This is a genomic window from Streptomyces sp. AC555_RSS877 (assembly GCF_019049245.1).
Classification (GTDB): domain Bacteria; phylum Actinomycetota; class Actinomycetes; order Streptomycetales; family Streptomycetaceae; genus Streptomyces.
This window is the reverse complement of sequence record NZ_JAGMUK010000120.1, coordinates 13,228-26,191: the sequence shown is the minus strand read 5'-3', so window position 1 is coordinate 26,191 and position 12,964 is coordinate 13,228. Positions and strand designations below refer to the sequence as shown.

Sequence of the window (12,964 nt, the reverse complement as noted above, 5' to 3'; positions counted from 1 at the left end):
CAGGTACCGCTGGGACCTCAGGGCTTCTCCCGGGTGAGGCCGTGCTCGATGACGTCCAGGGCGCGGTCGAGGAGCTCGCGCAGGTCGTCCCGGAAGTCGTTCTCGGCCCAGTACAGGGAGATCTCCGCGAGGCCGCCGATCAGGGACATCGTGTAGACCCGCACCTCCAGGCTGTCCTCCGCGCGGCCGGTGCGGGCGGCGACGGCCGAGGCGAGCAGCCTGCCGGTGACCGCCATGCTCTCCACCATCCGGGAGCGCACCGCGGGCACCTGGACCATCAGGTGCGACCGCAGCCGGGTGATCTCGGGCTCCTCGGCCGCTCCGACACCGATGGCCTTGCGCATGACGTACCGCAGGGAGTCCGCCCACGGCTCGTCCGCCGGCCGGGCCCGCAGTTCCTCCAGGAGGACCGCGTCGTACTCGTCCGTGAGGACGATGTCCTCCTTCGTGGGGAAGTAGCGGAAGACCGTGGACGGCGACACCTCGGCGCGCTCGGCGATCTGCTCGATCGTCGTGCCGTCGTACCCCTGCTCCTCGATCAGCGCGTACGTCGCGTCGCGGATCGCCGTCCGGGTCTTGATCTTCTTCCGCTCGCGAAGGCCCAGTTGGGGACGGTCGGTGGGGGAAGAGGTGCGTGCGGGCGTCATGAGGGTCATTGTCGGGCATCGGCCTGCGCGGCAGCCAAGTCCGGGCGGTCCGGGCCCTTGGTGACGCGGGTGTTCGGCAGGAACGCCGCTGCCGCCAGCGCCGCGACGAGGGCGGCGACACAGCACACCAGCAGGACGACGCCCATGCCGTGGACGTACGCGCTGTTCGCGGAGGCGGCCAGGTCGGCCGAGCCGGCCTGCCGGGCGACCAGGTGGGCGGCGACCACGGAGTCCCCGGCGGTGTCCGCGGCCCGCGCGGGCAGCCCCGTGACGTCGAGCCGGTCGCGGTAGGTGCCGGCGAGCAGGCTGCCGAGCAGGGCGATGCCGAGCGCCGCGCCGACCTGGCGGACCGTCATGAGCAGTCCCGAGCCGCTCCCCGCGCGGTCGCGGGGCAGCGCGCCGAGGGCGCCGTCCATCGCCGGGACGACCGAGAAGCCGAAGCCGACGCCGGTGATCGCGAGCCACATCGCGGTGAAGTCGTAGCCGGAGTCGACCGTCGTACGGCTGCCGAGCAGGGCGGCGAAGGCCAGCACCACCAGGCCGGCGGTCACCACGGCACGAGAACCGAACCGTTCGACGACCGGTTGGGCGCCCTTCGCGGCCACCATCAGGCCACCCATCAGCGGCAACAGGCGCAGACCGGTACCCAGGGCGTCATGGCCGAGGACGGCCTGGAGATACGGGGGCAGCACGAACAGCAGACCCGAGAGGGTGAACATCACCAGGGTCGCGGCGAGCGTGTTGAGCAGGAAGCCGCGGTGCCCGAGCAGGGTCATGTCGAGCATGGGGCGTGCCACCCGGCGCTCGCGCAGCACCAGCCCCGCGAGCAGAACCACGCCCGTGCCCAGCACGCCCAGTACCAGCGGGTCGCCCCAGCCGCGGGTGGGTGCCTCGATGATCGCGTAGATGAGGGCGCCCAGTCCGGCGGCGGTGAACGCGGTGGAGAGGGTGTCGACCTGGGGTGAGGAAGGGTCGCGGGTCTCGGGCAGCAGGAGCACACAGGCGGCGATGCCGATCGCGGCCATCGGGACGTTGACGAGGAAGACCGAGCCCCACCAGAAGTGGTTGAGCAGCCAGCCGCCGATGATCGGGCCGAGCGGCAGGCCGAGCGCGGAGGCGGCGGAGATGACGCCGACGGCCTTGGTGCGTTCGTCGGCTCCGAAGAGCGAGGGCAGGACGGAGAGGGCGAGCGGGGTGACCAGAGCGCCGCCGACGCCCATCACCGCGCGGGCGACGATCACCGCGTTCACGTCCCCGGCGAGGGCGCCCACGACCGAGCCCGCCAGGAAGATCCCCAGCCCGGTGATCAGCATCCGCCGCCGTCCGAACCGGTCGCCCAGCAGGCCCGCCGGGAGCATCAGCGCCGCGAAGACGACGACGTAGGAATCCGCCATCCACTGCTGCCGGCCGGTGGTGGCGCCGAGATCCGCGGCCATCGTCGGCAGCGCCACGTTCAGGATCGTCATGTCGAAGCCGAGGGTCAAACTCTCAAAATATAGTGACTGTCAATCGTTCCGTGGTTCTCGTCTTCCGGGCATGCAAAAGCGGCCACGGCTGACGAGCCGCGGCCGCTGTCTGCGGTGGGAGGGGCTAAGCGTGCTGGTACGCCACCATCGAGATCCCGACGTAGTGCGCGACGAAGGCCGCCAGGGTCAGGGAGTGGAACACCTCGTGGAAGCCGAACCAGCGCGGGGAGGGGTTCGGCTTCTGGATGCCGTAGATCACGCCGCCCGCGCTGTAGAGCAGGCCGCCCGCGATCACCAGCACGAGGACGGCGATGCCGCCACTGCGCATGAAGTCCGGCAGGAAGAAGACGGCCGCCCAGCCCATCGCGATGTAGCAGGGCGTGTAGAGCCAGCGCGGGGCGCCGACCCAGAAGACGCGGAAGGCGATGCCCGCCGCGGCCGCCGCCCAGATGCTCCACAGGAGCCACTGGCCCTTGGTGCCGGGCAGGAGCAGCATCGTCAGCGGGGTGTACGTGCCGGCGATGATCAGGAAGATGTTGGCGTGATCCAGCCGTCGCAGGATCCCGTCCATGCGAGGGCTCCAGTCGCCCCGGTGGTACAGCGCGCTCACGCCGAAGAGCAGGCAGGCCGTCAGGGCGAAGATCCCGCAGGCGAGGCGGCCTCTGGGGGAGTCGGCGAGGGCGGTGAGCGCCAGGCCCGCGATGAGTACGGCCGGAAACATACCCAGGTGCAGCCAACCGCGGAGTTTGGGCTTGACCGGGTGCGGCAGGGAAGTCGCGACGGGACCGCGGCCTGCGGCCGGGATGTCCGAGGTCGCGTCGGGGACGGACGCAGTCATACGGGGCATCGTACCTACGGAACCGTAAGTTGCGGGTCGGGGCGACCCGTTGGCCGACGAAGAGTGGCCATCGTCTCACGGAGGCCCCGCCCGAGGCCCGCCATGCCGCTCCGGCGGAGGACCGTCAAGAGACCTTCAGCTGAATCCCAAGTGGACGCAAAACGCGAATTTTACACGTGGTGATCCTCACTCCGCTCATCTGTACGTCCCTCTGGACAGATGGGCGAACTCGTCGGATGATCAAATGAGTGCGGTCGGCACCGGATGAGCGCCAGAGGGAATCGACGCTGCGAAGCATCCGGGTCGCGGCCCCCACGGGGCAACCAAGGACAAAATCCCTCATTTAGGAGCAATCGTGGCGCGCGACATCGCGGCTCCCCCCGTCATCCCCACCACCCACAAGGAACTCGTCGCGTGGGTGAACGAGATCGCAGAACTGACCCAGCCGGACAACGTGGTCTGGTGTGACGGATCCGAGGCCGAGTACGAGCGCCTGTGCGAGGAGCTCGTCGCGAAGGGCACCTTCAAGAAACTCGACCCGATCAAGCGCCCCAACTCGTACTACGCAGCCTCCGACCCGACCGACGTCGCCCGCGTCGAGGACCGGACCTTCATCTGCTCCGAGCAGGAGAAGGACGCCGGCCCCACGAACCACTGGAAGGCCCCCGCCGAGATGCGGGAGATCTTCGCCGGCGAGAAGGGCGTCTTCCGCGGCTCCATGAAGGGCCGGACGATGTACGTCGTCCCGTTCTGCATGGGCCCCCTCGGCTCCGACCTCTCCGCGATCGGCGTGGAGATCACCGACTCCGCCTACGTCGCCGTGTCCATGCGCACCATGACCCGCATGGGGCAGCCGGTCCTGGACGAGCTCGGCACCGACGGCTTCTTCGTGCGTGCTGTGCACACGCTCGGAGCGCCGCTGGCCGAGGGCGAGGCGGACGTGCCGTGGCCGTGCAACTCCACGAAGTACATCTCCCACTTCCCGGAGTCCCGCGAGATCTGGTCCTACGGATCCGGCTACGGCGGCAACGCCCTGCTCGGCAAGAAGTGCTACGCCCTGCGCATCGCCTCCGTCATGGCCCGTGACGAGGGCTGGCTCGCCGAGCACATGCTGATCCTCAAGCTGACCCCGCCGCAGGGCGAGTCGAAGTACGTCGCCGCCGCCTTCCCGAGCGCCTGCGGCAAGACCAACCTCGCCATGCTGGAGCCCACGGTCTCCGGCTGGACCGTGGAGACCATCGGCGACGACATCGCCTGGATGCGCTTCGGTGAGGACGGCCGCCTGTACGCCATCAACCCCGAGGCCGGCTTCTTCGGCGTCGCGCCCGGCACCGGTGAGCACACCAACGCCAACGCGATGAAGACCCTGTGGGGCAACTCGGTCTTCACCAACGTCGCCCTCACCGACGACAACGACATCTGGTGGGAGGGCATGACGGAGGAGACTCCGGCCCACCTCACCGACTGGAAGGGCAACGACTGGACGCCGGAGTCCGGGACCCCGGCCGCCCACCCCAACGCCCGCTTCACCACCCCCGCCTCACAGTGCCCGATCATCGCGCCCGAGTGGGAGGACCCCAAGGGCGTGCCGATCTCGGCGATCCTCTTCGGCGGCCGCCGCGCCACCGCCGTACCGCTGGTGACGGAGTCCTTCGACTGGAACCACGGCGTCTTCCTCGGCGCCAACGTGGCCTCCGAGAAGACCGCCGCCGCCGAGGGCAAGGTCGGCGAGCTGCGCCGCGACCCCTTCGCCATGCTGCCGTTCTGCGGCTACAACATGGGCGACTACATGGGCCACTGGGTCGACGTCGCCAAGGGCAAGGACCAGGCGAAGCTCCCGAAGATCTACTACGTCAACTGGTTCCGCAAGAACGACGAGGGCAAGTTCGTCTGGCCCGGCTTCGGCGAGAACTCCCGCGTCCTGAAGTGGATCGTGGAACGCCTGGACGGCAAGGCCGAGGGCGTCGAGACCCCGATCGGCGTCCTGCCGGCCAAGGGAGCGCTGGACACGAACGGTCTCGACCTGTCCGAGTCCGACCTCGACTTCCTCCTCACCGTCGACAAGGAGGTCTGGCGCGAGGAGGCCGCCCTGGTCCCCGACCACCTCAACACCTTCGGCGAGCACACGCCCAAGGAACTGTGGGACGAGTACCGCGCACTGGTGCAGCGCCTGGGCTGAGCCGGCCCTCCCAAGCCGCCGCGGCCGGCTCGATCGTGCCCTGACCAGCAACATCGTCACGGCCGGCCGCGGTGACAGCACCTTCGCACAACCCCGTACCGGCGAGGTTCCGCACAACGGCGTGTGGGGCCCTGGGCCTGTCGTCGCTCTTCCGTCCGCCTCGACGGAAGAGCGACGGCAGGCCCTCGCCCGTTACCGCGACCGGTCCTCCAGATACCGCGTGTGCGACTCCTGCCGCCGGGCCTCCGTCTCCCGCAGGCCCGCGGCCAGCCGCTCGGCCTCCTCGTGCAGCAGCGTCAACTGCCGCTCCAGATGGCGTTCCGGCGACTCCTGGCCCGGCGCCAGCCGCGTCCACCACCGGGTCCGTACGAACGTGTCGACGGCCTCGGGAACGTCCTGCCGCACGGCCCGCGACAGCGTGTGCACGCCCTCCGGGTCCCGGGCGAGCACCTCGGCGACCCAGCCGGGGTCCAGCAGCGCGGCCAGCAGCTCCGTCAGTTCGGTGAGCCGGCCCGCGGCGGCGGGCGGCAGTTCGACGTCCGCGAGGTAGGCCACCAGCCGGTCGTGGTCGGCCCGCACCTCGTCGAGCTGGGCCGACGGGTCGGGGAAGTCCGGCAGCGGCGGCCGCTCCGGCGGCGCGACCAGGGCCCCGGCGCCGTACAGACCCGCCACGACCACGGGCCAGTACGGGCCCGCGACCCCGGCGAAGGTCAGCGCCAGCCCCGCGAGACCGCAGGCGCTCCCGGTGAGGTTCTTGCGGGACTCGAGATAGCCGAGCAGCTTATTGGTAGCCACGGATCTCCTCGAAGGCGCCGTCCAGCGAGCCCTTCCGGGCGTCGAAGAGGCGGCCGCCGGTCAGCTCGGCGATGTGTTCCAGTTCGGAGCGGTCGGAGTCGCCGAACAGGATGGGGAAGACGGGTGTCTCCCGCTGCGCGGCGCCGAGCCCGGCGTAGAAGTCGTCGAACTCCGCCGCCTTCGCGCCCGCCGTGTTCTCGCCGTCCGTCATCAGCACGACGGACGTGAAGGTGTCCCGTCCGGCGTCGAGATGTTCGTACGCCTTCTCCAGTGACGTGTAGATCGCGGTGTCGCCCTCTGCGGTGAGCGCCTCGGTGTCCCTGCGGATGGCGTCGAGGCCGGCCTGCGGGTCCGCCGGGTCCACCACATGCGTCCGTACGCTCTTCACGCCGGACCCGAACGGCATCAGCGTGACCTCCTCGCGGTCCCGGAAGTCGCCGGTGAGGTCGGCGAGCGCGTCCTTGAGCCCCGCCAGCCGGTCGCCCTCCATCGAGCCCGAGGTGTCGAGGACGTAGACGGTCCTGGACGGGCGGCGCAGCTCGTTCTCGTACGAGTCGAGCAGGCCGTCGGCGACGGAACGGCTGCCGGGGAACGGCAGTTCGCGCCGCCGGGTGGCGTCGAGGCCGGACGCGGGCGGCACGGCGGCGACGACCGGGCGGCGGTGCGTGCGCTCGGTGATCTCGCGCTGGATCCCCGGCGTGCGCAGGGCCTCGGTCAGACGGCGGACGTCCTCGCGGGTGGTGGCGTCGGTGGCCGTGAGGGAGGAGAGCGGGTAGTCGGCGGTGACGACCCCGTCCTTGGGGCGGATCACGGTGAGGCCCGGGATGCCCTTGAGGACGGACTCGTAGTTGAGCAGGGCGTCCACGGTCCCGCGCCGCTCGTACGCCGCCGCCAGCCAGCCCGACGACCCCGACGTCAGCTGCTGCCCCTGGAAGAACTCCTTCAGCCGGGGCGTGGCCTTGGCGACGTCGGCGTCCGTGAGCGCGGACTGGGCGCCGGAGAGGGCGGAGGCCACGGAGACCAGCGTGGCGAAGCCGGAGTTGGAGCGCGCCGGGTCGGTCATGCCGTACGACAGCCTGCCGTCCTGGACGGCCTGCTCGACCTGGGCCCAGGTGACGTCGTCCGGCTTCCAGCCGAGCGCCCGGACGGTCGCCGGCTTCACGCCCACGGCGACCGGGCTCGACATGACCGGCGTCTCGGACACGACCTTCTTCGCCGCGTCGGGGCGCAGGCGCAGGTAGTCGTTGGAGGACAGCCACAGGGCGTCGTACCTTCCGTCCGCCTTGCCCGCCGCCAGCAGTTCCACGGCGTCCAGGGTGCCCATGTAGGTGGGCCGGACCTTGACGCCGGTGTCCTTCTCGACCCGGTCGAGGACCGGGGCCATGTCGGCGATCTCGCTGGAGGCGAGGATGCGCAGGGTGCCGGGTTCGGGGGCGCCTGTGTCGTCGTCCTGCTCCTGTGCGCCAATGCATCCCGTCAGGAGGGCGAGGGCGAGGGCGAGGAGGGCGGTGAGCCGTCGTCTCATGCGAGCCCTCCTTCCAGCGCGCCCTGCGACCGGCTGCGCTCCAAGTAGGTGCTCGCGTGCTGCAGTTCGGAGGTCAGGGACTCCACGGTCGCCGCCATCGCCTCGGTCGCCTGGACCTTGTAGGTGTCGATGGCGTCGAGGGTCCGGTAGATCTGCTGGAAGGCGGTGCGCAGGGTCTCGGCCCCCACGGCCGGGTCCGCGGCGATCCGCTGGATCTCGCCACTCTGCGTGGCGAGCATCTCCGCGTTGCCCCGGATCAGGTCCTCGGTCGTCCCGCGCAGGGCGTTGACCTGGTCGACGACCTTCTTCTGGTTGTCGAGGGCGGACGCCAGCATCACGGAGATGCGCAGCGCGGAGACCGTGGTCGTGGCCGCCCGGTCGACGCCCTTGATCAGCTCCTCGTTGTTGCGCCGTACGACGTCCATGGCGAGGTAGCCCTGTGCGCACACCGCGAGCTGGGTGAGCAGGTCCTGGTGCTTCTGGCGCACCGGGAAGAGCACGTCGGCACGGAGGCTGTCGGCCTGCTGCGGGTCCGTCGACTCCACGCCCGCGACGTGCTGCTCGACGGCCGTGTCCAGCGCCTCGGTCAGCACGACGTACTCCTGGAGCTTGCCCATGGTCTCCCACAGGCGGACCCGCTCGGTCTGCAACGCGGCGTTGTCACGCCTGAGTTCGTCCTGGCCGCCGCGCAGCGAGCCCACGATCCTGTTCAGGGTCCCTTGCGCGGAGGCGTACTTGGCGACGTGGTCGCGCAGCCTGTTGCCGCCGGGCAGCCGGGACAGGAACCTCCGCCCCTTGGCGGCGGACAGGTCCCGCGGGTCCAGGTCCTCGACCACGCGCCGGAGTTCGACGAGTGAGCCCGACACCTGCGACTGCGCGTCCCCGCCCTTGGCGGGCAGACTCCGCACGGTGCGCTCCAGCATGCGGTTGGACTGTGCGGCGGCGCCGCGCATCTCGCCGGCGCCGAGCGCGGTGATCTCACCGACCTTGCCGGCGAACTCGGGGGAGCGGGCGTCGAGCGAGGCGAGGCCCTCGACGTACGCGGCGGCCTTCTCGGCCATGCCGGTCCGGACGGCGTCGTCGACGGGCACGAGCCCGCCTGCCTTCTCCCGGGGCACGGGCGTGACGGCCTCGGGCGGGGTGAGGGTGAAGGTGTCGTCGGTCATGTGCTGTCCCCCTGTCCGCTCGCCCGGCGCGCCATCGTGTGCAGCACCTCGGAGGTGGGCACGGGCGCCTGCCGGATCCCGGTCAGCGTCTGGTTGAGGTAGGCGGCGTGGGCGGCCGTGGCCTTGGTGAACTCGGCGGTCGTGCCCTGCGGCCGGAACCCGTGCCGGACGGCCAGCTCGCGCAACTCCGGTTCGTCGGCCAGGAGTTCGCCGAGTGCGCGGCCGTCCTCCGTGAGCGGTACGACGGTGTGGTCGCTGTTGGCGGTGGTGTCCGGGTAGAGCACGGTCAGGTCGTCGACGCCCCGCCCCTCGCCCAGCAGCGCGGCGACCTGCGACTCGTACACCAGCACCAGCGGGTTGCCGGCGCCGCTCACGAAGTCCCGGAAGGCCGCGTCCGTGCTGGACTGCTGGGCGCCCTGCACGCTGACCAGCTTGCGCATCAGGGGCGCGGTCCGGTCGACGTCGGCGTCACTCGCGGCCACCTTGCCGCCGGCGGCGGCGTAGGAGGCGGCGGCGAGGTACAGGGCGCCGGAGTTGGAGGTCTCGGGGCTGGTGGTGGCGACGTAGAGCGTGCCGGTCAGCTCCCCGTACTTGTCGGCGCCCTTGAGCTGCTGCCAGGTCCGGTCGCGCTCGGCGGCGTCGAGATAGGCGGCCATCCTCAGGGTGCCGCGGTTCTTGTCGAGGGCGGCGAGTCCGTTGGCGGCCAGCACCTCGGCGGCGCCGCGATGGGCCACGACGACGAGCGGCGAGTAGAAGGGCCGGGGCAGTGGCTGCCTGATCCGGTACTTCGCGGCGAGCTCGGCGGCGGGCGCCTGGCTGGATGGGAAGGCGAGGTCGTGATCCTTGAGGTCCAGTCCCTCCATGGCCCAGGACCCGGAGGTCTCGGCCTTGACGGTGTAGCCCTTGGCGGCGAGGGCCTTCACCACGTCGGGATCGGCGAAGAACTCCGCCTTCTCCGATCCGATCACTGCGCGCACGGTCTTCGTTGCCGTGCTCCTGTCCCCGGTGTCCCGGCCCGCTACGACGGCTGCCACCACGCCGCCGACCAGCAGGACCGCGAGGACGATTCCTGCGATTCGTCTCACAGGGGGAGAGTGCTCGCGGAACCCAACATTCCCCGGCGGGAAGCGTGAACGGGGGATGACGTACCGGTCCCGGTACTGCAGCGCCCCGAAAGGGGCGCGGGGAACTGGGCGACAAGCCATGGACAGTGCGCGGCCGCCGACCGCGATGGGCCCTACGGCGATGCCTGTCAGGGGCGCGGGGAACTGGGCGACAAGCCATGGACAGTGCGCGGCCGCCGACCGCGATGGGCCCTACGGCGATGCCTGTCAGGGGCGCGGGGAACTGGGCGACAAGCCACGGACAGCGCGCGGCCGCCGACCGCGATGGGCCCTACGGCGATGCCTGTCAGGGGCGCGGGGAACTGCGCGACAAGCCACGGACAGTGCGCGGCCGCCGACCGCGATGGGCCCTACGGCGATGCCTGTCAGGGGCGCGGGGAACTGCGCGACAAGCCACGCATCACCGGCAGCCGCAAGACAACGCGTACCCCAAGGGCGAAGCGCACCGCATCCCACCGGCACTTCACCACCGGCGACGACAAGAACCGCCGCCCAAGCCAACGCAGTGCCATGGCACCCGGTCCGCGCGTCGCTGTGGGTGCACGCGGACCGGGGCCGTTCTCGGGGAGCCGTACGGCTCAGTGAGGGGCGAGCTCGCGCGACTCCAGGGCCGCCGCGTGGGCGTCCATCCGCTCGGCGGACAGGATCGCCGCCGCCGTGTCCGCGCGGGACGCGGCCACCACGAGCGCGCGGCCCGCGAGGGCATGCGCCCGCCGGTGCACGGGGGCGAGGTTGGTGCGGGCACCGGACGCGGTGAGCGGGGCGCGGGCCGGCGGGCGGCCTCCCCGCAGCCGGGTCACCTGCTCGGCGAGCCGGTCGGCCGCGGTGTCCAGGCCGGCGGACGGCGCGAGCGCACGCAGCTCGTCCGTGACGGCGAGCAGCGCGGCGAGATGGCCCGCGAGCTGGATGTCCAGCTCTTCCTCACGGGTGCGGTGGGGGAAGTCCGAGGTCGTGCCGGCCATCGTGCTGTGGACCGACTTGGTGCGGATCGGCTCGTACATGGGATGGCCTCCTGGGTTCTCAGGAAACCATCCTAGCTTGGATTCCGTCTAAAGTTGAGCGGACCCCAAAATCGCCGTCACGGCTGGCCGTATCCGTCCAGGAAGGTGCCGATCCGGGTGATCGCCGACCGCAGGTCCGCCACCGTCGGCAGGGTCACCACCCGGAAGTGGTCCGGCTCGGTCCAGTTGAAGCCGGTGCCCTGGACGACCATGATCTTCTCCTGCCGGAGCAGGTCCAGGACCATCTGGCGGTCGTCCTTGATCTTGAAGACCTTGGGGTCGAGGCGCGGGAAGAGATACAGCGCCCCCTTCGGCTTCACGCAGCTCACGCCCGGGATCTGGGTCAGCAGCTCGTAGGCCAGGTCCCGCTGCTCCCGCAGCCGCCCGCCCGGCAGCACCAGGTCGTTGATGGTCTGCCGTCCGCTGAGCGCGGCGACGACTCCGTGCTGGCCCGGCATGTTCGCGCACAGGCGCATGTTCGCCAGGATCGTCAGACCCTCGATGTAGGAGTCGGCGTGGGCGCGCGGCCCGGAGATCGACATCCAGCCGACCCGGTACCCGGCCACGCGGTACGCCTTCGACATCCCGTTGAAGGTGAGGATGAGGAGGTCGGGGGCGACCTTGGCGGTCGGGGTGTGCGTGGCGTCGTCGTACAGGATCTTGTCGTAGATCTCGTCCGAGCAGACCAGCAGGTTGTGGCGGCGCGCGATGTCGGTGAGCCCCCGCAGCATCGCCTCGTCGTACACGGCCCCCGTCGGGTTGTTCGGGTTGATGATGACGATCGCCTTGGTGCGGTCGGTGACCTTGCGCTCGATGTCCGCGAGGTCGGGCATCCAGTCGGCCTGCTCGTCGCACCGGTAGTGCACGGCGGTGCCGCCGGACAGGGAGACGGCCGCGGTCCACAGCGGGTAGTCCGGCGTCGGCACGAGGACTTCGTCCCCGTCGTCCAGCAGCCCCTGCATCGCCATCACGATCAGCTCGGAGACGCCGTTGCCGATGAAGACGTGCTCGACGTCGGTCTCGATGCCGAGGGTCTGGTTGTGCATGACGACGGCCCGGCGCGCGGCCAGCAGGCCCTTCGCGTCGCCGTAGCCGTGCGCCGAGGAGACGTTGCGGAGGATGTCCTCCAGGATCTCGGGCGGGCACTCGAAGCCGAAGGCGGCCGGGTTCCCGGTGTTCAGCTTGAGGATGCGGTGGCCTGCCGCTTCCAGGCGCATCGCCTCCTCGAGAACCGGGCCCCGGATCTCGTAACAGACGTTGGCGAGCTTGGTCGACTGGATCACCTGCATGTCTGGGAGCTTACGGCCCGGTAACGCTCTCCGCGTCGTGTTTTCCGCCACGTGGGACGCGTCGGTTTGGGTGGATATCGCCGACGGCTGTCCCGCGGGCCCCTCCCGTCCCTACAATGCGCGCCCATGTCCAGGCCACCTCAGTACGACAACGGGGCGTACGGCGCCGACGGCGCGCCCGGCGCCCACGGCACGGGCGCGGACGGCGGGCCGCCGAAGGTGCCGATGGTGTACCACCCGCAGGCCGAGTCGACGCTCCCGTACGAGGAGTACGTCGACCCGGCCGCCGCGCACGGCTGGCAGAACGCCTACGACCAGACGGCCGAACTGCCCCAGGTTGCCGACCCCGGGCCGGTTGCGGTCGGCGCGCCGGCGGCCGGAGCCCAGGCGGTGCCGGTCCGCGGTGCCGTCCCGGGGCGGCGGGGGTCGCGGCGGAAGCCGAGCCGGTGGCGGTCGCGTCGGGTGGTGGTCGCCGCCGGTGCGGCGGGCGCGGTGTCCGCGGCGGCGCTGATCGCCGGGTTCGCGTTCTCGGGATCCTCCTCGGACGGGCCGCAGGGCAAGGAGGGTGCCACGAGGTCGGCGCCGGGCGACGCCGCGAGGCCGGAGGGTTCGTCCTCCTCGGCCGGCCCGGAGTCCTCCGGTTCCCCGGACCCGTCGGGGCCGGACGGTCCGGCGTCCGGCGGTGCGGGCGCTTCGCCTGGCGCCTCGCCGGACGGGGAGCGGTCCGGCGAGCCCTCGGCCGCCCCGTCGACGGACCCGGAAGCCCCCTCGACCCCCACGGCCGGCGCCTCGGTGAGCGGCGACGCCGCTCCGGGCAACTCCGAACGCAAGGGCCGGGGGCCGGGAGGCACGAAACCGCCCAAGTAGGGGGAGGGCGGGGAGGTGTTTTCGGCCCCGTCCCCAGGCCGAAAACACCTCCTTGTCTCCGCGCGCC

General features: G+C 71.2%; 11 protein-coding genes. 2 read left to right on the top strand and 9 right to left on the bottom strand.

The window, feature by feature from the left end; translation table 11 throughout:
- Positions 1 to 17: 17 nt before the first annotated feature.
- From KUM49_RS36705 to KUM49_RS36695, 3 genes are all read right to left on the bottom strand, one after another.
- Positions 18 to 647 carry a TetR/AcrR family transcriptional regulator gene (locus KUM49_RS36705; RefSeq protein WP_217241299.1) on the bottom strand — a complete coding sequence of 210 codons (630 nt, stop codon included), beginning with the start codon at positions 645 to 647 and terminating at the stop codon, positions 18 to 20.
- 5 nt (positions 648 to 652) lie between these two features.
- A complete protein-coding gene (locus KUM49_RS36700) occupies positions 653 to 2,131 on the bottom strand; it encodes an MFS transporter (protein WP_302185542.1) in 1,479 nt (492 codons plus the stop codon).
- A 106-nt stretch (positions 2,132 to 2,237) separates the two neighbouring features.
- Positions 2,238 to 2,951, bottom strand: coding sequence for a hemolysin III family protein (locus KUM49_RS36695; RefSeq protein ID WP_217241297.1), 714 nt, complete (start codon positions 2,949 to 2,951; stop codon positions 2,238 to 2,240).
- A gap of 355 nt (positions 2,952 to 3,306) precedes the next feature.
- Here KUM49_RS36695 and KUM49_RS36690 point away from each other — a divergent pair, with 355 nt between their 5' ends.
- Entirely contained in the window at positions 3,307 to 5,130 is a 1,824-nt protein-coding gene (locus tag KUM49_RS36690; protein WP_217241296.1) for a phosphoenolpyruvate carboxykinase (GTP), read from the top strand.
- Positions 5,131 to 5,322: 192 nt separating this feature from the next.
- Here KUM49_RS36690 and KUM49_RS36685 read toward each other — a convergent pair whose 3' ends face one another.
- The 6 genes from KUM49_RS36685 to KUM49_RS36660 form a co-directional block, all read right to left on the bottom strand.
- Positions 5,323 to 5,925 carry a hypothetical protein gene (locus tag KUM49_RS36685; protein WP_217241295.1) on the bottom strand — a complete coding sequence of 201 codons (603 nt, stop codon included), beginning with the start codon at positions 5,923 to 5,925 and terminating at the stop codon, positions 5,323 to 5,325.
- On the bottom strand, positions 5,912 to 7,450 hold the full coding sequence (locus tag KUM49_RS36680) for a VWA domain-containing protein (protein ID WP_217241294.1): 1,539 nt from the start codon (positions 7,448 to 7,450) through the stop codon (positions 5,912 to 5,914). The genes KUM49_RS36685 and KUM49_RS36680 overlap by 14 nt, the downstream gene beginning before the upstream one ends.
- Complete coding sequence (locus KUM49_RS36675; RefSeq protein ID WP_217241293.1) at positions 7,447 to 8,616, bottom strand: toxic anion resistance protein; 1,170 nt, start codon at positions 8,614 to 8,616, stop codon at positions 7,447 to 7,449. The genes KUM49_RS36680 and KUM49_RS36675 overlap by 4 nt, the downstream gene beginning before the upstream one ends.
- Positions 8,613 to 9,701: a substrate-binding domain-containing protein gene (locus tag KUM49_RS36670; protein ID WP_217241292.1), complete on the bottom strand. Its 1,089-nt coding sequence runs from the start codon at positions 9,699 to 9,701 to the stop codon at positions 8,613 to 8,615. Before KUM49_RS36670 ends, KUM49_RS36675 begins: the two co-directional genes overlap by 4 nt.
- A 617-nt stretch (positions 9,702 to 10,318) precedes the next feature.
- Positions 10,319 to 10,741 (bottom strand): hypothetical protein, encoded by a 423-nt coding sequence (locus tag KUM49_RS36665; protein WP_217241291.1) that lies wholly within the window; start codon positions 10,739 to 10,741, stop codon positions 10,319 to 10,321.
- Positions 10,742 to 10,818: 77 nt separating this feature from the next.
- Complete coding sequence (locus KUM49_RS36660; RefSeq protein ID WP_217241290.1) at positions 10,819 to 12,030, bottom strand: pyridoxal phosphate-dependent aminotransferase; 1,212 nt, start codon at positions 12,028 to 12,030, stop codon at positions 10,819 to 10,821.
- A gap of 126 nt (positions 12,031 to 12,156) precedes the next feature.
- Between KUM49_RS36660 and KUM49_RS36655 the strand changes: the two genes are divergently transcribed.
- Positions 12,157 to 12,897 carry a hypothetical protein gene (locus tag KUM49_RS36655; RefSeq protein ID WP_217241289.1) on the top strand — a complete coding sequence of 247 codons (741 nt, stop codon included), beginning with the start codon at positions 12,157 to 12,159 and terminating at the stop codon, positions 12,895 to 12,897.
- Positions 12,898 to 12,964: the final 67 nt, after the last annotated feature.

What these genes read in the sequence shown, in the direction of transcription:
- KUM49_RS36705 (WP_217241299.1), bottom strand. Translation starts at nt 647, where the DNA reads ATGACGCCCGCACGCACCTCTTCCCCCACCGACCGTCCCCAACTGGGC.
- KUM49_RS36695 (WP_217241297.1), bottom strand. Translation starts at nt 2,951, where the DNA reads ATGACTGCGTCCGTCCCCGACGCGACCTCGGACATCCCGGCCGCAGGC.
- KUM49_RS36680 (WP_217241294.1), bottom strand. Translation starts at nt 7,450, where the DNA reads ATGAGACGACGGCTCACCGCCCTCCTCGCCCTCGCCCTCGCCCTCCTG.
- KUM49_RS36675 (WP_217241293.1), bottom strand. Translation starts at nt 8,616, where the DNA reads ATGACCGACGACACCTTCACCCTCACCCCGCCCGAGGCCGTCACGCCC.
- KUM49_RS36665 (WP_217241291.1), bottom strand. Translation starts at nt 10,741, where the DNA reads ATGTACGAGCCGATCCGCACCAAGTCGGTCCACAGCACGATGGCCGGC.
- KUM49_RS36660 (WP_217241290.1), bottom strand. Translation starts at nt 12,030, where the DNA reads ATGCAGGTGATCCAGTCGACCAAGCTCGCCAACGTCTGTTACGAGATC.
- KUM49_RS36655 (WP_217241289.1), top strand. Translation starts at nt 12,157, where the DNA reads ATGTCCAGGCCACCTCAGTACGACAACGGGGCGTACGGCGCCGACGGC.